The following is a 21008-nucleotide window of genomic DNA, read 5'->3' as shown; positions in this document are numbered from 1 at the left end:
TTTATGAAAAGAAAATATTTTGGCACCGATGGTGTGCGCGGTTTGGTTGGGCAGGCACCAATTACAGCGGATTTTGTCATGCGTCTCGGTTATGCCGCAGGCAAGGTTTTGGCGCAAGCGAAAGCGTCAACCGGCCGTCCAGTCGTTTTGATAGGCAAGGACACCCGCATTTCCGGCTATATGCTGGAAGCCGCGCTTGAGGCCGGTTTTGCTGCGGCCGGTGTTGATGTGATGCTTGGCGGGCCACTGCCAACGCCCGCTGTCGCCTATCTGACGAGAGCGCTACGTCTTTCCGCCGGCGTGGTTATTTCCGCCTCGCATAACCCATTCCATGACAATGGCATCAAATTTTTCTCCGCAAACGGAAACAAATTGCCTGATGAAGTAGAACTCGCCATCGAGGCCGAATTAGAAGAACCGATGGGATGCGTTTCCTCGGAAAAACTTGGTCGCGCTAAGCGCCTTGATGATGCCAGAGGACGCTACATCGAATTCTGCAAGAGTACCTTCCCTAACGAGCTGGACCTGCGGGGCCTGAAGCTTGTCGTCGATTGTGCGCATGGCGCTGCCTACCATATCGCACCTGACGTATTTCATGAGCTGGGCGCAGAAGTGGTTGCGATTGGCAACCAGCCTAATGGCTTGAACATCAATGACAAGCACGGCGCAACCGCGCCGCAAAACCTGGCAAAGGCAGTGCGCGAACATGAGGCGGACATTGGCATTGCTCTGGACGGGGATGCTGATCGCCTGTTGATGGTCGATAATACGGGCCGCATATATAACGGTGATGAACTGCTTTACATCATGGTCAAGGATCGCATGGCGACCGGCCATATTCCTGGTGTAGTAGGCACTCTGATGACGAATATGGCATTGGAAGTCGCGTTCAAACGGATGGGAGTTAGTTTTGCACGCGCTAAAGTAGGCGACCGCTATGTTCTGGAAGTACTGCAGGAAAAGGGATGGCAAATTGGCGGCGAGGGTTCTGGCCACCTGCTTTTCCTGGATAAACATACGACTGGTGATGGTATCGTCTCTGCCTTGCAGGTGCTGTCTGCACTCAAGCGCTGCGGTAATTCCCTGGCTGCATGTACTGCAGATATCGACATGTATCCACAAAGCCTGATCAATGTGAAGGTGCAGCCTGGATTCGACTGGCAAAAGAACGATGCCATTCTGTTGGAGAAAGAACGGGTGGAGGGCGAGTTGGGCGATGAAGGCAGGGTACTAATTCGCCCGTCCGGCACAGAGCCCTTGATCCGCGTAATGGTCGAGGCCAAATATGCAGAAGCAGCTGAAAAAATGGCGAAACGCATCGCTAGCCGCGTCCCGTTCTGAAAAAGAGATTTCAACGGGAAATTGACCGACTGCGTTTGATGTTGTATAGTTTCGCTTCTCGGAGTGTGGCGCAGCCCGGTAGCGCACCTGGTTTGGGACCAGGGGGTCCAAGGTTCGAATCCTTGTACTCCGACCAGTAATATGAACGGGCTGTCTTTGGACAGCCCGTTTTCAATTCTAGCTGCATTACAACGCCGTTCTTGCTGCCCATAGCTCAGTTGGATAGAGCATCGGCCTTCTAAGCCGAGGGTCGGGGGTTCGAATCCCTCTGGGCAGGCCAGCCCGCAGTGTGCTATTCCTCTATACTGATCAATTCCCGCCTCCCACGTGCTTTCTTGGAAGCACGCCACTCTGTGCTGCAATCATTGCTTCTGGTGACTCAGTATGGAGGCCACAAAGCTTTTTGTTCATTTCATTGAGCTTTATACACTTCCCACTTTTCAATTAATGAAAGCTTTGCCGACCCATATCTGTCGGTTGAATGCAATTCGTCGTTCAATTGTAATAAGCAATTTTTTGGAAACCATGATGCGGTTTATCGCGTCAGTATTGGCTTATTTTAAAATGCTGATAGTCCGATAAATTGGTCAGTTTAAAAACCATTTAATCTCAAGCTATTTCTACAAATTTGATAGAACAAATATGTGGTTTTAAATTTCCTTTTATCTAAAATGCACGGGAATGTAAATTTTTTAATGTGGCTGTATTTTTTCGTTCGATTTTTAAGAAATGGCCGCGCTGCTTTATTATTCAAGATGGCAGCAATGATTTTATAAAGTATTTTTTTTGCTTGTGTTTGCCGGAAAGATTAGCGGAACGTTGTGCGCTATGTCTTGCACCTGTAACAGGTTCCCAAGATGCACTGCACTGCGTGCCCCATCAACACATGTAAAACCGTAATGCCCCGGGGAAGCAGAATTTTCCACCTTCTCATCGATGTTTTTGCCACGGGTAACGCCGTCAACTGCACCTTTCAGGAAGAGTGCTTCTAACAGTTTTGCAAATTGTTTCTCATCGCAGCTTGGGCCTTTCCCAGCGGCAGACATAATAAATTCCCCCATTGCAATCGCGCCAAGATTTGAGTTCCATGCGATAACTTGATGCGCAGCCGGAATTACAGCCTGCATTTCCTCCCCATTGAGCGCTTTTGGAATACCTTTTATGTTACCCATTCCGGCTTCATTGCCACCGTCACCGACGCTGATCGTATTTAGACCTCGTGCGTTTGCCAGATCAGCAATGCTATCCAATGCGGCGTTGAAGTCGCTAATTTCTATTCCGCGCATATTAAGATATTTGCCATCCTTATTCCGTCCGGGCACTTCGGTGTGTACGACAGCGTCAGGCTGATGCCTGTCAAGTACGTTTTCCCATAAACCGGAAGGTGCTTGGCTACTGGCCCTGACTTCTTCAATTACCACATTTTTTAGGCATGCCGCGTCGAGCACAGATAACTGCGTCCTCACTAAACGGGCATTGTGTTGGTCCGCGACCAACACAACATATTTGTCGGCGCGAAAACATGCATAGGCAAGAAGAGCCGTTCCCAGAGGGCCATCTGTTTCCGGCATGTTTTCCGCCACATTAAAGCCGGTACAAAGCAAGACTCTGTTGGCCTGAAGTAAGGCGTGAACAGCTGTATTAAAGTTTCCTGCCCCTGAATGACGTACAAAATTCCCGATGCCACGTGCCTGGAACGACATGAGCAGAGGTGTTATCAAATTCATTCGGTTCCATGTCGCTTTGGAGAATACTTGTTTAGATTGCTCTATGTTTACGAACAGTGGAGGAGAGAAGTTTGGAAGCGGCGTTGTGCCCTGAGTCCTTGCGCGGATATTAAGCAAATTAAGGTGGCGATTGGAATAATTAACTTTTGGCTGTTCTAGATTCGTGTTTTTTTCTTCTATTAAATTACGTCGGGATAAATAAGATCTTTTGCGGTTCTTTATGCCTTTCCTATTTGCAGACGATAACAACTGGTCCTGCGTAGGGTGTAAGGTTTTGGCCGAAATTGTTCGTAGCATTATTATCCCCATGGATTGTCATTCAATAGTGGAAAGAAAATTCACTCGTCAGGAGTAAGGAATGCGGTTGTCATACGTTGATGCCGGGTCTGCAGCATCAACGTCAAAAAGAAAACAATTTTCTCGCCATGCCAGTGCTCGCTGCGCATAATAAGAAAATTGTTCAGCGAGCATTTTCCCTGTTGCTTCGGCGAGTTGAATGATTATCACCAAGATGACATGCCCGGTATGAGGAGATAAGGAAAAGCTGGCTTTGGTGGTGGCGAATTGCAGGTAGTTTTCCTTTAACAGGTTGTCATACACTGCATTAATCTGATGTCCCGGGGGAAGACCAAAATCGATATAGCAATAGATGGCTTCTGGCGTAATATGATTCTGGTGAATGATGGCACACTCCACCTCATCGACATTGAACGACGTACCCTCTGCAATGGCGTCAGGTTCTTCCAGGCCAGTGAGAGCACAAAATTCGTCAATCAATTGCCGAAATTCCTGTTCCATCGATTTTCCTAAAACCGGTGAGAAAACGAAACAAATGATGCTCGGGTCTGATCATTAGTGCTTTGGAGGCAAGCTTTTTCAGCTTTTTGAACGATTACGGGCGCATAAGTTACTGCCACTCCGACAAGGTTCATGGAATTTTGATGAGTCGAGAGGAATTAAATGCGGAATTCCGAGAAGATGTTCTTTGTATGAACTGTCTTGCCGGAGTTCGGCCATCAAGATGATGATGGTCTTGTGCAGTGACAGGATGAAGAATTCGTTTTACTTAGTTTGGCACTCAGCGTCGAAACGCTCAGCTTTTCGGCGTGCATGACGTTTCAGTGTTTCAGATTTCTCCGAAACCAGATGGCTGGACAGCGCTGCGTCTTCAGCGCTCCATTTCTTTTCCAGACCAAGCAGGGTGCAACGCTTCTTTACTGCAGTTGTGATCTTTTCTTGATCAGCTTTTTGTCGACGCCGTTCTTTCAATGAATGCTCTTCTTCTTTTTCGATGATAGCAAGCTGCTTTCTGTTGTCTTGGGCAAGCCGTCTGGCGGCTGCCGGGTCTGAACCTGCCGGCGGCGGCGGCAGCTCCACCCGCTTAGCAGCACAGGGAATGTCGGTGTAAAGCATCCCTCCGGGTGTGTCGCATTTGTATATCGCCAAGGCAGGTGCTGCAACAATCATCATCGACAACAGCATTAGCCTTGACCGCATAGTTACCTCACTTGTGCGTTTATAAGACCTTTCCCGGGTTCATCAGCTGAAGCGGGTCCAGTGCCTGCTTGATCGTGCGCATCAGGCGCATTTCGACGTCGGATTTATACTGCTTTATTTCCTCGCGCTTTAATGCACCCAAGCCATGCTCGGCGGAAATTGAACCGTTGTAACTGTGGACGCTGTCATGCACGACCTGATTGACTTCATGCTGGCGGTCGATGAATTCATCCGCTGGTACACCAACTGGCGGCGAGACGTTGTAGTGCAGGTTCCCGTCTCCCAGATGGCCAAATGTAACCATTCGGATACCTGGAAATCGCTCGGCCAGCAGGGCATCGGTTTCACGTATGAATTCGCCAATGCGGGAAATCGGCACCGAAACATCATGCTTGATATTCTTGCCTTCGTCGGCTTGCGCCAAGGTAATGTGCTCACGCAAATCCCACAGCGCACGCGATTGGGCAATCGAACCTGCTACCACTGCATCCTGTATGACATCTTCTTCCAGCGCGCTGGTGATAAGCGATTCCAGCGTTTCCATTGCATGCTCTTCGGATTCGCTATCTGACAATTCAAGCAGCACATACTGTGGATAGGGTTGCGGAAACGGAAGCTGCATTTGTGGGTAGTGTTTCGCAACAAGTTCCAGGCAAAACTGGGACATCAGTTCGAAGCCCGTCAGGGTGGGGCCGCAGCGCTGCTGCGCCAGAGTCAGCAAGGCAAGGGCGTTATCGGTAGTCTGCATGGCGGCCAGCGCCGTCAGCTGCGCCTTTGGTTGCGGAAACATCTTGATCACCGCGCCCGTGATGATGCCTAGCGTTCCTTCCGCGCCGATGAACAGGTCGCGCAGGTCGTAGCCAGTGTTGTCCTTGCGCAATCCGCGCAGGCCATTCCATATTTCTCCCTGTGGCGTGACCACTTCCAGGCCAAGGCACAGCTCGCGGGTATTGCCGTAACGCAGAACGCCGGTGCCGCCGGCATTGGTCGACAGGTTGCCGCCTATCGTGCAACTGCCTTCGGCTCCCAGCGAGAGCGGAAACAGGCGGCCGGCCTCGGCTGCTGCATTCTGAATCTGGGCAAGGATGCAGCCAGCATCCACCGTCATGGTGTTGTTGATGGCGTCCACCGCCCGAATGCGGTTCATGCGGCCAAGGGAGATCACGACTTCACGACCGCTGTCGTCGGGCACGCTGCCCAGCACCAGGCCGGTATTGCCGCCTTGCGGCACCACCGGCACCCGTGCTTCGCCGCATAGCTTTACCAGGGCAGCGACTTCCTCCACCGACCCGGGCCGCAATATGGCTTGCGCGCGGCCGGTGAAGCGGCGGCGCCAGTCGGTAAGGTAAGGGGCCATGTCGGCCTCATTGGTAATGACATAAGGCGCACCGACGGCGGCGCGGCACAGATCGAGAAAATTATTCATTCACGGATTCCGAAGCTTTTTTGATGACCTGCCGGGCCAGCATCTTTGCCGACTTTTTATACGGGCGCAGATAGAGCAGGCTGCAGAGGAAAAAAATGCCGACCAGGGCAATCTCGCCATAGGCCAGCCACGCGGAAATGCCGGTGTCGGTATAGGCGCGCACCGATCCTTCGGCCAGATAGATCAATATCAGCATTGACGACCACTGCAGCGTATAGATGTCACGCTTGATGATGCCGCGCAATGGCAGCAGCAAAGGGATGATCTTGAGCACCAGCCAGGAGCCGCCGGGACGCAGCGGCGCCAGCACCGTCTCCCATAGCGCGCAAAGAATGATCAGCACAACCAGGCTGCCTACTGCGCCGAAGTAAAAGCCTTTCTGGGCGGGACTTTGCATCATGCGCCTCGTATTTTCAACGCGGTGAGCGCCAGGCGGCGGCCGAGTGCGATCGTCAGGGTACGGCTATCCTCGCCGATCTGGCGATCGCCATTCAGGCCTGCCCAGTGACTGGCGCCATAGGGCGTGCCGCCGCCGGCAGTGGTCATCAGTTCAGGATGGGTGTAAGGCAGGCCCAGCATCAGCATGCCGTGATGCATGAGCGGCAGCATCATCGACAGCAGGGTGGATTCCTGGCCGCCATGCAGGCTGCCCGTTGAGGTAAATACACATGCGGGCTTGTCGACCAGCGTGCCTGCCAGCCATTCGGCGCTGGTGCCATCCCAGAAATATTTCATGGCCGACGCCATGTTGCCGAAACGTGTAGGCGAGCCCAGGGCCAGGCCGTCGCATTCGCGCAGGTCATCGAGTTCGACATAGGGCGGGCCATGGTCGGGTATGGCGGGTGCACTGGCCTGGGTGACCGTCGAGACCGCCGGCACGGTGCGCAGCCGGGCTTCGCAGCCTGCGACGCTGTCGATGCCCTGACAGATCAGGTCGGCCATCTTGCGGGTTGCGCCATGACGGGAATAGTAGAGAACCAACAGGGTAAGCGTGCGCTGAGTCATGCTTGGTATTATAGGGCGCTTTGGCTATAACAAAATCGCACAGCGCATGCTCTCGGATGATCAATCCCTCTTCGCCGGATTCGCCAATGTGCAGGTACGTGACCTGCTGCGCTTTGCCGGCCGCCGCCTGCAGGAAGAACGCCTGCCCCAGGTGGCCGGCAGCCTGACCTTCACCACGGTGCTGGCGCTGGTGCCGGTGCTGACCATTGCGTTGGCCGTCTTCACCACGTTTCCGTTGTTCGACACCTTCCGCCGCGCGCTGGAAAGCTATTTCCTGCGCAGCCTGATTCCGGGCGGGATCGCCAATACCATCCTGAACTACCTGAACCAGTTCGCCAGCCAGGCAACCCGGCTGTCTGCCGTGGGTGCGGTGGCCCTGATTGCCACCGCGGTGGCCATGGTCGGCACGGTGGACCGCACCTTCAACCGGATCTGGCGGGTCCGGACCAAGCGGCCGTTCGCGCAGCGGGTGCTGACCTACTGGGCAGTCATCACGCTGGGGCCGTTGCTGATCGGCGTGTCCATTTCGCTGACAGGGTACCTGTTTGCCGCTACCAATGGCGTTGTGTTCAGGGTGCCGCTGATGGGCGCTCTGGCCTATACCCTAGTGTCGCTTTCACTCAATGCTGGCGCTTTCACGCTGCTGTACATGGTAGTGCCGAACCGCCTGATCGACTGGCGCGATGCCGCCTGCGGCGGCGTGCTGGCGGCAATTGCATTTGAATTGTCCAAGCGGCTCTTTGCTGTGTTCGTCGCCAGCTTCCCTACTTATACCGTGCTGTATGGCACGCTGGCCGCCATGCCGCTGTTTTTGGTGTGGGTCTATCTTGGCTGGCTCATTACCCTGATGGGCGCGACGCTGGCGGCGGCCTTGCCGGTGGTACGTTACGAGCGCTGGTGGCACGTGCCACAACCCGGCAGCGAGTTCATCGATGCGCTCGCCCTGCTGGGCGTGCTGTATCAGGCCAGGCATGGCGAGTCGGCTGCGGTATCGGCGGCGACGTTGCGCATGCGCACCCGCATTGGCTTCGAAGAGTCGGAACGGCTGCTGCAGCAGATGCTGGAAGCCGGCTGGGTCGGGCGCATACGGCAGGAAGCGGTGCGCCGCCGCGTGCAGTTCGGCAAGCGGCAGAACGAAGGGCTGGACAGCTGGACTTTGCTCGGCAACCCGGATCAGTTACGGCTGGCCGATGTCTACCGGCTGTTCGTCTTCACTGCGACTGACGGCATGCCGCTGTCGCAGGCGGTAGAGGATGCAGTGGAGCAGGGGCTGCAGCAGACGCTGTCAGATTATTTTCGCCGGCATCCCCTTCCTGTTCCTGTCTAAGCTGGCTGTTTTTCGCTGGCAAAACCGTATAGCGCGTCCAGCACTGCATCCGGCTGCTCTGCCATCAATGAGTGGCCAGCGGCCGGTACGGTGACGGTGCGCGCATGCGCTAACGCCTGCTTCAGTGCGGCGGTGGCCTTCGGCGGCGTCATCATGTCGCGCTGGCCCAGCAGGAGCAGGGTGGGGCAGCTGACTTTTTGCGCAGCCGCTTCGCCATGCGCGTAGTTGTTGCACACCGAAAAGTCGGTATGGAACAGGTGTTCGGGCCCACGCTGCGCCATGCGCTGCATCAGCCGCCGCGAACCTTCCATTACCGAGAAGCCTGGCCCCGGGCTGGAGGGCTTGGCTGACATGGTCGAGTGCGACCAGATGTTGACCATGTCGATGGCACGCTGCTCCTCTTCCCAGGCCGCGCTCAAAAGCGCATCGGAGACCTTCATCGGATAGGCAGTGCCAACCAGCGCCAGCTTGCTGACCCTGCCTGGTGCGGCACCCGCGGTTTCCAGGGCGGCCAGCGAGCCCATGCTATGCCCGATCAGCATGGCCTTGTCGATGCCGGCGGCGTCGAGCAGCGCCAGCAGCCAGGCGCTGATCTCTTCAATGCTGCCCAGAGCCGGGCCGGCGCTGCGGCCATGGCCTGGCAGATCGACGGCCAGCACGTTGTAACCGTGGTGCGCAAAGTAACGGGTCTGCAAGCCCCATACCGAATGGTCAGACTGCGCGCCGTGGATGAACACGACGTTGGGCTGGGCCGGATTGAAGGTCTTGCCGCCGGTGTAGCAGTAGGCATTCTTTCCCTGTATCTGAAGGTTCATCTCAGCGTCCTTTCTGCGCAGCCTTCAGGCCGCGTGACAAGTCTTCGATCAGGTCGTCGGCATCTTCCAGGCCGACCGACAGGCGCATCGTGCCTTCCGTAATGCCGGAGGCGGCGAGCTGCTCGGCGGGTACCCGGAAATGGGTAGTGGAGGCAGGATGAATCACCAGCGACTTGGCGTCGCCGACATTGGCCAGGTGAGAAAAGATGGTCAGCGCCTCGACAAAGCGGCGACCTGCTGCGCGGTCGCCGCGAATGCTGAAGGAAAACACGGCGCCGCAGCCGCGCGGCAGGAGCCGCTTTGCAAGCGCATGGTCCGGGTGTGACGGCAGTTCAGGATAGGACACGGATTCCACCGCCGGATGGGCAGCCAGGAATTCCACCACGCGGCGGGCATTGGCCACATGCTTTTCCATGCGCAGCGGCAGGGTCTCTATGCCCTGCAGGATGGCAAAGGCATTGTGCGGGCTCATCACCGCGCCGAAGTCGCGCAGGCCCTCGCGCCGGGCGCGCAGCGCGAACGGCGCCACCGTCGACTCCTCGGAAAACACCATGCCGTGGAAACCATCATAGGGCTCGCACAGTTCCGGGAAGTTGCCGGTGCGGTCATGCGCTGCCTGCCAGTCAAAGGTGCCGCCGTCGACCAGCAGGCCGCCAACCGCGGTGCCGTGTCCGCACAGGAATTTGGTGGCGGAATGGAAGAGCAGATCGGCCCCATGGTCGAAGGGCTTGAGCAGCCAGGGGGTGGTGAAGGTGGAGTCCACCATCAGTGGCAAATGGTGTTCATGGGCGACCTCGGCAACCCGGGGAATGTCCAGCACATCCAGGCCGGGATTGCCCAGGGTCTCGCCGAACAGCACCTTGGTGTTTGGCCGGATGGCATTGCGCCAGGCGTCGATATCGCGCGGGTCGACGAAGGTGGTGGCTATGCCGAAGCGCTTCATCGTGTAGCCCAGCAGGTTCTGCGAGCCGCCGTACAGCGCACGCGATGCCACCACATGCGCGCCGGCGCCGGCGATGGTGGCCAGTCCCAGATGCATCGCCGCCTGGCCGCTGGCCACCGCGATGCCGGCCACGCCGCCTTCCAGCGCAGCGATGCGTTCTTCCAGTACCGCATTGGTCGGGTTGGAGATGCGTGAATAGACATGGCCGGCGCGCTCCATGTTGAACAGCGCGGCGGCATGGTCGGAGTCCTTGAAGACGTAGGACGTGGTCAGGTAGATCGGGGTGGCGCGGGCGCCGGTGGCGGGGTCGGGCGCGGCGCCGGCATGCAGCGCCAGCGTGTCGAAGCCGGGGTATCTGGGGTCGCTCATGGCTGGTCTCTCTCCTTGATTATTGCCGGGCATCGTAGCAGTTGCCGCACGGGCGTGCGCTGGATTTTTCAGGACGGTTACGCTACATTGCGGAAGGCAAAACAATAACGGTTGGGGCGGACATGAAAGTTTCAGAGATTTTAAAGGTCAAGGGCGACATCCTCTATACCGTTACACCGGAAACCCCATTGCAGCAGGCCATCGCCACCATGGCGGAAAAGGACATCGGCTCCCTGGTCGTGATGGAGTTCGGCGAACTGGTCGGCATGCTGACCTTCCGCGAAGTGGTCAAGGCGGTGCATGCCAACGAAGGCGTGGTGGGCAACGGCACGGTCAGGCGGCATATGGATGATCACCCGATCACGATCACGCCCGATACCGATATCAACGAAGTGCGCCGCCTGATGCTGGAGCGCCATGCCCGCTATGTGCCGGTGGTGAATGCCAAGACCCTGCTCGGCGTGATTTCCTTCTATGACGTGGCCAAGGCGGTGTTCGAGGCGCAGAGCTTCGAGAACAGGATGCTGAAGGCCTATATCCGCGACTGGCCCAACGAGGGGGACGAGTAGGCCGTCGCATGCAGATCCAAGCCGTTCATCGCGTTTGCCGCATGAACGGCTTTTTTTATGGCCGCGGCCAAGGAGACAGCCGTCGCGGTTTGCCGCAGAACAGACAAGGAGACTTATGCATATCGCCATCATCGGCGCCGGGCTTGCCGGCTTGAGTTGCGCGCGCGAGCTTCTGGCCGCCCGCCATACCGTGACGATCTATGAAAAGCATCCCGATGTGGGTGGCCGCACCCGCACCTGTGAAACCGAGGTTGGCGGCCTGGATTTCGGCGCCCAGTACTTCACTGCCCAGAGCGATGCCTTCCAGAAGCGGGTGGCCGCCTGGCGCAAGGCGGGCTGGGTGGCGCCCTGGGGCGGCAAGCTGGCGCGCCTGGAAGACGGCAAGGCGCAATCGGCTGGCCGCGCCCAGCAGCGGCTGGTGGGCGTGCCGGGCATGGGCTCGCTGGCCGGCCAGCTTGCGCTGGGCGCCGATGTGCGCCTGGAACAGCGGGTCAATGCGATCGAAGCCCATGGCGAGAAGTGGCTGCTGTCGGTGGAAGCCGATACCGTGCCGGTTCCGGCCACCGCCGGGCCGTTCGATGCGGTGATACTCGCTATCCCGTCCCACCAGGCCGCCCTGCTGCTGGAACCGGCGCCCGAACTGGCGGCCAAGGCCGCTGCCATGCAGATGGCGCCGTGCTGGTCGCTGATGATGGCATTCCAGGACACGCTGGGCCTGGACTATGACGGCGCCTGGGTGCAGGGCGGGCGGCTGGGCTGGATTGCACGCGACGCCTCCAAGCCGCAGCGCCGGCCGGGCGAGCACTGGATCGCCCATTCCACGCCGGAATGGGCTACCGAGCACCTGATGGAGGATCCGGAACGTGCCCGCGAGAAGCTGCTCAAGGCCTTTCACGAGATCACCGGTTCGGCCGTGCAGCCCGTGTATTCGGCGGTGCATCGCTGGCCGTATGCACAGGCGCTGCAACCGCTGCCGGGCTTGTTCGAGTGGGACGAAGCACGCCGGATCGGCCTCTGCGGCGACTGGTTCGACTGCGGGCTCGAGGGCGGAGGGCGCATCGAAAACGCCTGCCTGAGCGGAACGGCGCTTGCCAACGCGATCGCTTGAGTTAGACTCCGGTTTTTGCTTTCCTGCCGGCATGGATCGTGCCGGCAGATTTCCTTTTATCCCAGACCATGCAAAAGAACAGCCAGTTCGCCCTGCTGCGCCAGCGCCGCTTCGCGCCTTTCTTCTGGACCCAGTTCCTGGGCGCATTCAACGACAATGTCTTCAAGACCGCGCTGCTGACCATCATCACCTATGAAGCTGCAAGCTGGACCACGGCCGATGTCGGCCTGCTCAACAACCTGATCCCTGGTCTCTTCATCCTGCCTTTCCTGCTGTTTTCCGCGACTGCCGGGCAACTGGCCGACAAGTTCGAGAAGTCCATGCTGACGCGCTACGTCAAGCTGCTGGAAATCGCGATCATGCTGCTGGCCGCGGTAGGCTGGGTGACCCACAGCCTGTGGCTGCTGGTGGCCGCGGTGGTGGGCATGGGTTTGCATTCCACGCTGTTCGGGCCGGTGAAATACGCCTACCTGCCGCAGCAGTTGAAGGCCGAGGAACTGGTGGGCGGCAATGGCGTGATCGAGATGGGCACCTTCGTCGGTATCCTGCTGGGCGAAGTGCTGGGCGCGGTGCTGGTGCTGCACAAGCCCTGGGGCGTGGAACTGGTGGCCGGCGGCACCATCGCCATTGCGATCCTCGGATGGCTGACCAGCCGCGCGATACCGCTGACGCCGCCGCCCGCGCCGAACCTGCGCATCAACTGGAATCCGCTAACGGAAACCGTACGCAACATCGCTTACACCCGTCAGAACCGTACGGTGTTCCTGTCGGTGCTGGGCAATTCCTGGTTCTGGTTTTACGGCGCCATCATGCTGGCCCAGTTTCCGCTGTATGCAAAGAATTACCTGCATGGCGACCATGGCGTGTTCGTGCTGCTGCTGACCGTCTTCTCCCTCGGCATCGGCGCCGGCTCGCTGCTGTGCGAGCGGCTCTCCGGCCACAAGGTGGAAATCGGCCTGGTGCCGTTCGGCTCGATCGGCCTGTCCCTGTTCGGCTTCGACCTGTTCCTGGCCAGCCTGTCGTATGTAAATACCGAGCTGGTCGGGGTATCGGGCTTCCTCGCGCAGCAGGGCAGCTGGCGCATCCTGTTCGACTGCGTGATGATCGGGGTTTTCGGCGGCTTCTACATCGTGCCCCTGTTCGCGCTGATCCAGACCCGCTGCGACCCGGCGCATCTGTCGCGCACGATTGCCGGCATGAACATCATGAATGCGCTGTTCATGGTGACGGCCGCGCTGGTAGCCATGCTGCTGCTGGGCGCGGGCCTGTCGATACCGCAGATTTTCATGGCCACCGCGCTGATGAATGCCGTAGTGGCGATCTACATCTTCCTGCTGGTGCCGGAATTCCTGATGCGCTTCTTCGCCTGGATGCTGATCCATACCATCCACCGGGTGCATGCCGTCGACACCGACCGCATTCCGGAATACGGCCCGGCTGTGCTGGTGTGCAACCACGTCAGCTATGTCGATGCGCTGGTGATCGCCGCGGCCAGCCCGCGCCCGATCCGCTTCGTGATGGACCACCGCATCTTTGCCATTCCCCTGGTGTCGTGGGTATTCCGGGCCGCCAAGGCGATACCGATTGCGCCGGCGAAGGAGGATGCGCAACTGATGCAACAGGCCTACGACCGCATCGCCGCAGCTTTGGAGGAAGGCGAGCTGGTCTGCATTTTCCCCGAAGGCAAACTGACCCGCGACGGCGAGATCGATGCCTTCCGCAGCGGCGTGCAGCACATCGTCGCCCGCACGCCGGTGCCGGTGATCCCGATGGCGCTGCGCGGCCTGTGGGGCAGCCTGCTGACCCGCAGCGACGGCAATCCGTTCGAGCGGTCCTTCCGGCGTGGACCGTGGTCCAGGCTGTCGCTGTCGGTGGGCGAGCCGCTCGCGCCTGCGCAGGCGACGCCGGACGCATTGCGACAGCAGGTCATGAGCCTGCGCGGCGACTGGAAATAGCCGTAGAGCGGTGGAGAGACCGGCAAACGCCCGGCGCTTGCCGGGCATCGTCGGCGCGCTGGTAAAATCACGCCTTTCCGCTCAACCCTTCCTCTGGCGACATCATGGCTGGCAATACCTTCGGCACGCTCTTTACCGTTACCACCTTCGGCGAATCCCATGGCCCGGCAATCGGCTGCGTGGTGGATGGCTGCCCGCCCGGCCTGGCGCTGACGGTGGATGACATCCAGCCCGAACTCGATCGCAGAAAGCCCGGCACCTCGCGCCACGTCACCCAGCGCAAGGAGCCGGACACGGTGGAAATCCTGTCGGGCGTGTACGAAGGCAAGACCACCGGCACGCCGATCGCGCTGATGATCCGCAACCAGGACCAGCGCAGCCATGACTACGGCAACATCGTCGAAACCTTCCGCCCCGGCCATGCCGACTACACCTACTGGCACAAATACGGCATCCGCGACCCGCGCGGCGGCGGCCGTTCCTCCGCCCGTCTGACCGCGCCGGTGGTGGGCGCGGCGGCGATTGCGAAGAAATGGCTGCAGCAGCAGTACGGCACCGTGTTCAAGGGCTGCATGAGCCAGCTGGGCGAGATCGCGATTCCCTTCGTCGGCTGGGAGCATGTGCCGGAGAATCCCTTCTTTGCCGCCAACCCGGACGTGATTCCGGAACTGGAAGCCTATATGGATGCGCTGCGCAAGGCCGGCGACTCCTGCGGCGCGCGCATCGACGTGGTGGCCCAGAACGTGCCGGTCGGCCTGGGCGAACCCATCTACGACAAGCTCGACGCCGACATCGCCTACGCAATGATGGGCATCAACGCGGTCAAGGGCGTGGAGATCGGCGCGGGCTTTCGCTCGGTGGCGCAGAAGGGCACCGAGCACGGCGACGAGCTCACGCCGGCCGGCTTTGCCAGCAACCATGCCGGCGGCGTGCTGGGCGGCATTTCGACGGGCCAGGACATCACGGTTTCCATCGCCATCAAGCCCACGTCCAGCATCCGTACCGCGCGCAACTCGATCGACAAGGCCGGCAATCCGGTCATGGTGGAGACTTTTGGCCGCCATGATCCCTGCGTGGGCATCCGCGCCACGCCGATCGCCGAGGCAATGCTGGCGCTGGTGCTGATGGACCATGCGCTGCGGCATCGCGCGCAATGCGGCGATGTCGCGGTGGATGCGCCGCGCATCCCCGGCCATATCGCTTCCTGATCCCGCCTTCACGCCCTGCGGCGCCCGCGCAGCCTCATGTCCAGCCGCCTTCCCGCTGCGGACCAGGCCGGCACCGCCTGGCCGCGCCAGGCATTTCCGTTTGCGCTGTTCCTGTTCGCCTATTACGGCTATGTCGGCGTGTTCTCGCCCTATGCCAGCCTGTTCTTCGCGCACCAGGGCATGAGCGCGCCGCAGATCGGCGTGCTGATGTCGATGATGCAGGTCATGCGCATCTTCGGCCCGGCGGCCTGGGGCTGGCTGGCCGACGCTAGCCAGCGCCGTGTGCTGGTGCTGCGCATGACCGCAGCCGGCGCGGTGGTGGCGTGCAGCGGCCTGCTGTTCGGGCAGGGCTTCGCCTGGTATTTCGCGGTGATGGTGGCCATCAACACCTTCACCAGTGCCCAGGGGCCGTTGTCCGAGGCGCTGATGCTTTCCAGCATGCGCGGCGACCTGACGCACTACGGCAAGCTGCGCCTGTGGGGCTCGATCGGCTTCATCGCGGCGGTGACGCTGGCCGGCGAATTGCTGGACCGGTTTGGCATCGTCAACATGCCCTGGGTGGCGCTGGGCCTGCTCTCCCTGGTGTTGTGTGCCAGCCTGTGCATGCGTGAAGGCGCTTATGTGGCGCCTGACAAGGATGCGCCATCGGTCACGCAGCTGATGCGCCGTCCCGAGGTGATGGCCTTCTTCGCCTCCACCTTCCTGATGATTGCCGCGCATGCCGCGCTGTATGTGTTTTATTCGCTTTACCTGTCCAGCCTGGGTTACAGCAATACCCTGATCGGCCTGATGTGGTCGCTCGGGGTGGTGGCGGAAATCGTGTTCTTTTACTACCAGGCGCCGATCTTCCGCCGGCTCGGCGCCAGGGTGCTGATGCTGGGTTGCCTGCTGGCGGCCGTGCTGCGCTTCCTGCTGATCGGCTTCGGCGCAGACTCGCTGGCGCTGCTGGTGCTGGCCCAAGTGCTGCACGCCGCCACCTTCGGCACCCATCATTCGGCGTCGGTTGCGATGCTGCAGCGCTGGTTCAGCGGGCCGCTGCAGGCGCAGGGGCAGGCGCTGTACATCAGCATTTCCTACGGCCTTGGCGGCACGCTGGGCGGCCTGGCGCTGTCGGCCGCATGGGATGCCTGGGGTGCGCGCTCGGTGTTCGTGCTGGCGGCCGTCGCGTCGCTGGCGGCGACCTTTGCGGCCGCGCTCTGCTTCCGCTTTCTGCATCGGAGCGGGCGAGCAGCGGCCTGACAGGGGTTTCCGGCGTCCGAAGGCAGGTTTGCGCCACTCTGGGATATGGCATAATCGCAGACTAATTTTTGACGAAACCTGCGCGCTGCGCGCCTTCCCGACCATGGCTCAAACTCTGTACGACAAACTCTGGGATTCCCACGTCGTTGATACCGGCGATGACGGCACCACCCTGCTGTATATCGACCGCCACCTGCTGCACGAAGTCACCAGCCCGCAGGCATTCGAAGGCCTGAAGCTGGCCGGACGCCAGCCGTGGCGGCGTTCCGCCAACCTGATGGTGGCCGATCATAATGTTCCGACAACGGATCGCACGGAAGGCATTGCCGACCCGATCTCGCGCCTGCAGGTCGAGACGCTGGACCACAATGCCAGCGAATACAAGCTGACCTACTTCAGCATGCGCGACCGGCGCCAGGGCATCGTCCACGTGATCGGGCCGGAGCAGGGCGCGACCCTGCCGGGCATGACGGTGGTCTGCGGCGATTCCCATACCTCCACCCACGGCGCATTCGGCGCGCTGGCCCATGGCATCGGCACTTCCGAGGTCGAGCATGTGCTGGCCACGCAATGCCTCTTGGGCAAGAAGTCCAAGGCCATGCTGGTGCAGGTCGACGGCGCATTGCCGGCCGGCGTCACCGCCAAGGACATCGTGCTGGCCATCATCGGCAAGATCGGCACCGCCGGCGGCACCGGCTACGCCATCGAATTTGGCGGCTCGACGATACGCGCGCTGTCGATGGAAGGCCGGATGACGGTGTGCAACATGGCCATCGAGGCAGGCGCCCGGGCCGGCATGGTCGCGGTGGACCAGACCACGATCGACTACGTGAAAGGTCGCCCGTTCTCGCCGGTGGGCCCGCACTGGGACCGCGCCGTCGAATACTGGCGCACCCTGCATTCCGACCCGGGCGCGCGCTTTGACCTGGTGGTCACGCTGAACGCCGCCGAGATCAAGCCGCAGGTCACCTGGGGCACCTCGCCCGAGATGGTGGTGCCGGTCGACGGCCGGGTGCCGGACCCTGACAAGGAAAAGGATGCCGTCAAGCGCGACGCGATCGAAAAGGCGCTGGTCTACATGGCCCTGAAGCCCAACACCGCAATCGAGGATATCCGCATCGACAAGGTGTTCATCGGTTCCTGCACCAACTCCCGCATCGAAGACCTGCGCGCCGCCGCCGCCGTGGTGCGCGGCAAGTTCCGCGCTTCCAACGTGAAGCTGGCGATGGTGGTGCCGGGCTCGGGCCTGGTCAAGGAACAGGCCGAGCGCGAAGGCCTGGACCGCATCTTCCGCGACGCCGGCTTCGAATGGCGCGAGCCGGGCTGCTCGATGTGCCTGGCGATGAATGCCGACCGGCTGGAGCCGGGCGAGCGCTGCGCCTCCACCTCGAACCGCAACTTCGAAGGCCGGCAGGGCGCCGGCGGCCGCACCCACTTGGTCAGCCCGGCAATGGCCGCCGCTGCCGGCGTGGCGGGCCATTTCGTCGACGTGCGCGCGCTGTAACGGCGCACTGTAACTGGATAGGAAGCGATACCCCATGAACAAATTCACCCTGCTCGAAGGCCTGGTGGCGCCCCTGGACCGCGCCAACGTCGACACCGACGCCATCATCCCCAAGCAATTCCTGAAGTCCATCAAGCGCACCGGCTTCGGCCCCAACCTTTTCGACGAATGGCGTTACCTGGATCATGGCGAACCCGGCATGGACAACAGCAAGCGTCCGCTGAACCCGGATTTCGTGCTGAACCAGCCGCGCTACCAGGGCGCTTCCATCCTGCTGGCCCGCAAGAACTTCGGCTGCGGCTCCTCGCGCGAGCATGCGCCGTGGGCGCTGGAGCAGTACGGCTTCCGCGCCGTGATCGCGCCCAGCTTCGCCGATATCTTCTTCAACAACTGCTACAAGAACGGCCTGTTGCCCATCGCGCTGACGGAAGCGCAGGTCGACCAGCTGTTCAATGAAGTCAAGGCCTTTCCCGGCTACAAGCTGGTGGTCGACCTGGAAAAGCAGACGGTCGCCACCAGCAATGGCAGCGCGGTATTCCCGTTCGAGATCGACGCCTTCCGCAAGTTCTGCATGCTCAATGGCCTGGACGACATCGGCCTGACGCTCCAGAAGGCCGACAAGATCCGCGTCTTCGAGGAACGCCACCTGGCGGCCCAGCCCTGGCTGGCCAACACCATCTGAACCTACAGGAAAGAAAAGAATGAAAATAGCAGTCCTGCCGGGCGACGGCATCGGTCCGGAAATCATCGAACAGGCAGTGCGCGTGCTGCAGTCGCTGGACGAGAAATTCGAGCTGGAAACCGCGCCGGTCGGCGGCGCCGGCTACGAGGCGCACGGCCATCCGCTGCCGGATGGCACGCTGAAGCTGGCGCAGGAAGCCGACGCGGTGCTGTTCGGCGCGGTCGGCGACTGGAAGTACGACACGCTGGACCGTCCGCTGCGTCCGGAGCAGGCCATCCTGGGGCTGCGCAAGAACCTGAAGCTGTTCGCCAACCTGCGTCCGGCGATCCTGTACCCCGAACTGGCCGGCGCATCGACGCTGAAGCCGGAAGTGGTGTCGGGCCTGGACATCCTGATCATCCGCGAACTGACCGGCGACATCTATTTCGGCCAGCCGCGCGGCGTGCGCGCCGCACCCGACGGCCCGTTCAAGGGCGAGCGCGAAGGCTTCGACACCATGCGCTATGCCGAGTCGGAAATCCGCCGCATCGCCCATGTGGGCTTCCAGGCGGCGCAAAAGCGCGGCAAGCGCCTGACCAGCGTGGACAAGGCCAATGTGCTGGAAACCTTCCAGTTCTGGAAAGACATCGTGACCGACGTCCACAAGGAATATCCGGACGTGGCCCTGGATCACATGTATGTCGACAACGCAGCGATGCAGCTGGTGCGCGCGCCCAAGAAATTCGACGTGATCGTCACTGGCAACATGTTCGGCGACATCCTGTCCGACGCCGCCGCCATGCTGACCGGCTCGATCGGCATGCTGCCGTCGGCCTCGCTGGACGCGGCGAACAAGGGCCTGTACGAGCCGTCGCACGGCTCGGCGCCCGACATTGCCGGCAAGGGCGTGGCCAATCCGCTCGCTACCATCCTGTCGGCCGCGATGATGCTGCGCTATTCGCTGAACAAGCCGGAACAGGCCGACCGCATCGAGAACGCGGTGAAGAAGGTGCTGGCGGCCGGGCTGCGCACGCCCGATATTTATGAAGAAGGCACGACCCGCGTTGGCACCCGTGAAATGGGCGACGCGGTGGTGAAGGCGCTGGCTTCCTGAGCCGGCGTCAATTTAATGACATCCAGGGAAAGATGATGAAACTCGTAGGCTTGGTAGGTTGGCGTGGCATGGTCGGTTCGGTCCTGATGCAGCGCATGCAGGAAGAGGGCGACTTCGCCCATATCGAACCGGTGTTCTTTTCAACGTCGAATGCGGGCGGGCGCGCGCCCGCGCAGGCGAAAAACGAGACTGCGCTGAAAGACGCCAACGATATCGAAGCGCTGAAGAAGTGCGACATCATCCTGACCTGCCAGGGCGGCGACTACACCAGCGAGGTATTCCCCAAGCTGCGCGCAGCCGGCTGGAACGGCTACTGGATCGATGCCGCCTCGACGCTGCGCATGAATGACGACGCCATCATCGTGCTCGATCCGGTCAACCTGGACGTGATCAAGAATGCGCTGAAGCGCGGCGTGAAGAACTATATCGGCGGCAACTGCACCGTGTCCTGCATGCTGATGGGCCTGGGCGGCCTGTTCCAGCATGACCTGGTGGAATGGATCACCTCCATGACCTACCAGGCCGCATCCGGCGGCGGCGCGCAGCACATGCGCGAACTGCTGACCCAGTTCGGCTCCATCAATGCCGAAGTCAGGTCGCTGCTGGACGACCCGGCATCGGCCATCCTGGAAATCGACCGCAAGGTGCTGGCCAAGCAGCATTCGATGAGCGCTGAAGAGACCAAGCAGTTCGGCGTGCCGCTGGGCGGCAACCTGATTCCCTGGATCGACAAGGACCTCGGCAATGGCGTGTCCAGGGAAGAGTGGAAGGGCGGCGCCGAGACCAACAAGATCCTGGGCCGCGGCGCGTCGTTCGGTGCCGAAGCGCGTTCGGCGATTCCGGTCGACGGCCTGTGCGTGCGCATCGGCGCGATGCGCTGCCATTCCCAGGCGCTGACCATCAAGCTGAAGAAGGATGTGCCGCTGGACGAGATCAACGACATCCTGGCCAGCAACAACCAGTGGGCGAAGGTGGTGCCGAATACCCGCGAAGCGTCGATGAGGGACCTGACGCCCGCCGCGGTCACCGGCAGCCTGACGATTCCGGTCGGCCGCCTGCGCAAGATGCAGATGGGGAATGACTACCTGTCGGCCTTCACGGTAGGCGACCAGTTGCTGTGGGGCGCCGCCGAACCGCTGCGCCGCATGCTGCGTATCGTGCTGGAAGCTTGACAAGCGCAGCCCCAGGTCGTAGATTATG

General features: G+C 60.5%; 19 protein-coding genes and 2 tRNA genes. 13 read left to right on the top strand and 8 right to left on the bottom strand.

Features of this window, described 5'->3' with window-relative positions:
• Positions 1-3 precede the first annotated feature (3 nt).
• From glmM to KTQ42_RS09445, 3 genes are all read left to right on the top strand, one after another.
• A complete protein-coding gene (gene glmM / locus KTQ42_RS09455; RefSeq protein WP_217345276.1) occupies positions 4-1341 on the top strand; it encodes a phosphoglucosamine mutase in 1338 nt (445 codons plus the stop codon).
• 59 nt (positions 1342-1400) lie between these two features.
• Positions 1401-1477, top strand: a tRNA-Pro gene (locus tag KTQ42_RS09450).
• Between the two features lie 67 nt (positions 1478-1544).
• Positions 1545-1621 (top strand) — tRNA-Arg (locus KTQ42_RS09445).
• Between the two features lie 490 nt (positions 1622-2111).
• Here the strand turns inward: KTQ42_RS09445 and KTQ42_RS09440 are convergent.
• The 6 genes from KTQ42_RS09440 to wrbA all read right to left on the bottom strand — a co-directional run bounded on the left by KTQ42_RS09440 (position 2112) and on the right by wrbA (position 6996).
• Positions 2112-3377, bottom strand: a complete 1266-nt coding sequence (locus tag KTQ42_RS09440; protein ID WP_217345275.1) for a glutamate cyclase domain-containing protein — start codon at positions 3375-3377, stop codon at positions 2112-2114.
• Positions 3378-3413: 36 nt separating this feature from the next.
• Positions 3414-3866 (bottom strand): CesT family type III secretion system chaperone, encoded by a 453-nt coding sequence (locus KTQ42_RS09435; protein WP_217345274.1) that lies wholly within the window; start codon positions 3864-3866, stop codon positions 3414-3416.
• Positions 3867-4130: 264 nt separating this feature from the next.
• Positions 4131-4544 (bottom strand): hypothetical protein, encoded by a 414-nt coding sequence (locus KTQ42_RS09430; RefSeq protein WP_217345273.1) that lies wholly within the window; start codon positions 4542-4544, stop codon positions 4131-4133.
• A gap of 40 nt (positions 4545-4584) precedes the next feature.
• Positions 4585-5991: an FAD-binding oxidoreductase gene (locus KTQ42_RS09425; protein WP_217345272.1), complete on the bottom strand. Its 1407-nt coding sequence runs from the start codon at positions 5989-5991 to the stop codon at positions 4585-4587.
• The gene (locus KTQ42_RS09420; protein WP_217346887.1) at positions 5984-6388 is read right to left on the bottom strand and encodes a DUF2069 domain-containing protein; all 405 of its coding nucleotides are present in this window, start codon (positions 6386-6388) and stop codon (positions 5984-5986) included. The genes KTQ42_RS09425 and KTQ42_RS09420 overlap by 8 nt, the downstream gene beginning before the upstream one ends.
• The gene (gene wrbA, locus KTQ42_RS09415; RefSeq protein ID WP_217345271.1) at positions 6388-6996 is read right to left on the bottom strand and encodes an NAD(P)H:quinone oxidoreductase; all 609 of its coding nucleotides are present in this window, start codon (positions 6994-6996) and stop codon (positions 6388-6390) included. Before wrbA ends, KTQ42_RS09420 begins: the two co-directional genes overlap by 1 nt.
• Before the next feature lie 46 nt (positions 6997-7042).
• Between wrbA and KTQ42_RS09410 the strand changes: the two genes are divergently transcribed.
• Positions 7043-8323: a YihY family inner membrane protein gene (locus tag KTQ42_RS09410; protein WP_217345270.1), complete on the top strand. Its 1281-nt coding sequence runs from the start codon at positions 7043-7045 to the stop codon at positions 8321-8323.
• Here the strand turns inward: KTQ42_RS09410 and KTQ42_RS09405 are convergent.
• Both KTQ42_RS09405 and KTQ42_RS09400 read right to left on the bottom strand, forming a co-directional pair.
• Positions 8320-9138 (bottom strand): alpha/beta hydrolase, encoded by an 819-nt coding sequence (locus KTQ42_RS09405; RefSeq protein ID WP_217345269.1) that lies wholly within the window; start codon positions 9136-9138, stop codon positions 8320-8322. The two genes, KTQ42_RS09410 and KTQ42_RS09405, sit on opposite strands and share 4 nt — an antisense overlap.
• Before the next feature lies 1 nt (position 9139).
• Positions 9140-10450: an O-acetylhomoserine aminocarboxypropyltransferase gene (locus tag KTQ42_RS09400; protein WP_217345268.1), complete on the bottom strand. Its 1311-nt coding sequence runs from the start codon at positions 10448-10450 to the stop codon at positions 9140-9142.
• A 122-nt stretch (positions 10451-10572) separates the two neighbouring features.
• Between KTQ42_RS09400 and KTQ42_RS09395 the strand changes: the two genes are divergently transcribed.
• The 9 genes from KTQ42_RS09395 to asd all read left to right on the top strand — a co-directional run bounded on the left by KTQ42_RS09395 (position 10573) and on the right by asd (position 20980).
• Positions 10573-11019, top strand: coding sequence for a CBS domain-containing protein (locus KTQ42_RS09395; RefSeq protein ID WP_217345267.1), 447 nt, complete (start codon positions 10573-10575; stop codon positions 11017-11019).
• Between the two features lie 115 nt (positions 11020-11134).
• Positions 11135-12127 (top strand): FAD-dependent oxidoreductase, encoded by a 993-nt coding sequence (locus KTQ42_RS09390; protein WP_217345266.1) that lies wholly within the window; start codon positions 11135-11137, stop codon positions 12125-12127.
• A 68-nt stretch (positions 12128-12195) separates the two neighbouring features.
• On the top strand, positions 12196-14082 hold the full coding sequence (locus KTQ42_RS09385) for an MFS transporter (protein WP_217345265.1): 1887 nt from the start codon (positions 12196-12198) through the stop codon (positions 14080-14082).
• 104 nt (positions 14083-14186) lie between these two features.
• The gene (aroC, locus tag KTQ42_RS09380; RefSeq protein WP_217345264.1) at positions 14187-15290 is read left to right on the top strand and encodes a chorismate synthase; all 1104 of its coding nucleotides are present in this window, start codon (positions 14187-14189) and stop codon (positions 15288-15290) included.
• A 36-nt stretch (positions 15291-15326) separates the two neighbouring features.
• Complete coding sequence (locus KTQ42_RS09375; RefSeq protein ID WP_217345263.1) at positions 15327-16529, top strand: MFS transporter; 1203 nt, start codon at positions 15327-15329, stop codon at positions 16527-16529.
• Positions 16530-16632: 103 nt separating this feature from the next.
• Entirely contained in the window at positions 16633-18033 is a 1401-nt protein-coding gene (gene leuC / locus KTQ42_RS09370) for a 3-isopropylmalate dehydratase large subunit (RefSeq protein WP_217345262.1), read from the top strand.
• A gap of 34 nt (positions 18034-18067) precedes the next feature.
• Complete coding sequence (gene leuD, locus KTQ42_RS09365; RefSeq protein ID WP_217345261.1) at positions 18068-18715, top strand: 3-isopropylmalate dehydratase small subunit; 648 nt, start codon at positions 18068-18070, stop codon at positions 18713-18715.
• A gap of 19 nt (positions 18716-18734) precedes the next feature.
• Entirely contained in the window at positions 18735-19808 is a 1074-nt protein-coding gene (leuB, locus tag KTQ42_RS09360) for a 3-isopropylmalate dehydrogenase (protein ID WP_217345260.1), read from the top strand.
• 35 nt (positions 19809-19843) lie between these two features.
• Positions 19844-20980 carry an aspartate-semialdehyde dehydrogenase gene (gene asd / locus KTQ42_RS09355; protein ID WP_217346886.1) on the top strand — a complete coding sequence of 379 codons (1137 nt, stop codon included), beginning with the start codon at positions 19844-19846 and terminating at the stop codon, positions 20978-20980.
• Positions 20981-21008 lie beyond the last annotated feature (28 nt).

Source organism: Noviherbaspirillum sp. L7-7A (assembly GCF_019052805.1).
Classification (GTDB): domain Bacteria; phylum Pseudomonadota; class Gammaproteobacteria; order Burkholderiales; family Burkholderiaceae_D; genus Noviherbaspirillum_A.
Note: the sequence above shows the minus strand (reverse complement) of the source record. Positions and strands in the feature narration are given on the sequence as shown.

What these genes read in the sequence shown, in the direction of transcription:
- glmM (WP_217345276.1), top strand. Translation starts at nt 4, where the DNA reads ATGAAAAGAAAATATTTTGGCACCGATGGTGTGCGCGGTTTGGTTGGG.
- KTQ42_RS09440 (WP_217345275.1), bottom strand. Translation starts at nt 3,377, where the DNA reads ATGGGGATAATAATGCTACGAACAATTTCGGCCAAAACCTTACACCCT.
- KTQ42_RS09435 (WP_217345274.1), bottom strand. Translation starts at nt 3,866, where the DNA reads ATGGAACAGGAATTTCGGCAATTGATTGACGAATTTTGTGCTCTCACT.
- KTQ42_RS09425 (WP_217345272.1), bottom strand. Translation starts at nt 5,991, where the DNA reads ATGAATAATTTTCTCGATCTGTGCCGCGCCGCCGTCGGTGCGCCTTAT.
- KTQ42_RS09420 (WP_217346887.1), bottom strand. Translation starts at nt 6,388, where the DNA reads ATGCAAAGTCCCGCCCAGAAAGGCTTTTACTTCGGCGCAGTAGGCAGC.
- wrbA (WP_217345271.1), bottom strand. Translation starts at nt 6,996, where the DNA reads ATGACTCAGCGCACGCTTACCCTGTTGGTTCTCTACTATTCCCGTCAT.
- KTQ42_RS09410 (WP_217345270.1), top strand. Translation starts at nt 7,043, where the DNA reads ATGCTCTCGGATGATCAATCCCTCTTCGCCGGATTCGCCAATGTGCAG.
- KTQ42_RS09405 (WP_217345269.1), bottom strand. Translation starts at nt 9,138, where the DNA reads ATGAACCTTCAGATACAGGGAAAGAATGCCTACTGCTACACCGGCGGC.
- KTQ42_RS09400 (WP_217345268.1), bottom strand. Translation starts at nt 10,450, where the DNA reads ATGAGCGACCCCAGATACCCCGGCTTCGACACGCTGGCGCTGCATGCC.
- KTQ42_RS09395 (WP_217345267.1), top strand. Translation starts at nt 10,573, where the DNA reads ATGAAAGTTTCAGAGATTTTAAAGGTCAAGGGCGACATCCTCTATACC.
- KTQ42_RS09390 (WP_217345266.1), top strand. Translation starts at nt 11,135, where the DNA reads ATGCATATCGCCATCATCGGCGCCGGGCTTGCCGGCTTGAGTTGCGCG.
- KTQ42_RS09385 (WP_217345265.1), top strand. Translation starts at nt 12,196, where the DNA reads ATGCAAAAGAACAGCCAGTTCGCCCTGCTGCGCCAGCGCCGCTTCGCG.
- aroC (WP_217345264.1), top strand. Translation starts at nt 14,187, where the DNA reads ATGGCTGGCAATACCTTCGGCACGCTCTTTACCGTTACCACCTTCGGC.
- KTQ42_RS09375 (WP_217345263.1), top strand. Translation starts at nt 15,327, where the DNA reads ATGTCCAGCCGCCTTCCCGCTGCGGACCAGGCCGGCACCGCCTGGCCG.
- leuC (WP_217345262.1), top strand. Translation starts at nt 16,633, where the DNA reads ATGGCTCAAACTCTGTACGACAAACTCTGGGATTCCCACGTCGTTGAT.
- leuD (WP_217345261.1), top strand. Translation starts at nt 18,068, where the DNA reads ATGAACAAATTCACCCTGCTCGAAGGCCTGGTGGCGCCCCTGGACCGC.
- leuB (WP_217345260.1), top strand. Translation starts at nt 18,735, where the DNA reads ATGAAAATAGCAGTCCTGCCGGGCGACGGCATCGGTCCGGAAATCATC.
- asd (WP_217346886.1), top strand. Translation starts at nt 19,844, where the DNA reads ATGAAACTCGTAGGCTTGGTAGGTTGGCGTGGCATGGTCGGTTCGGTC.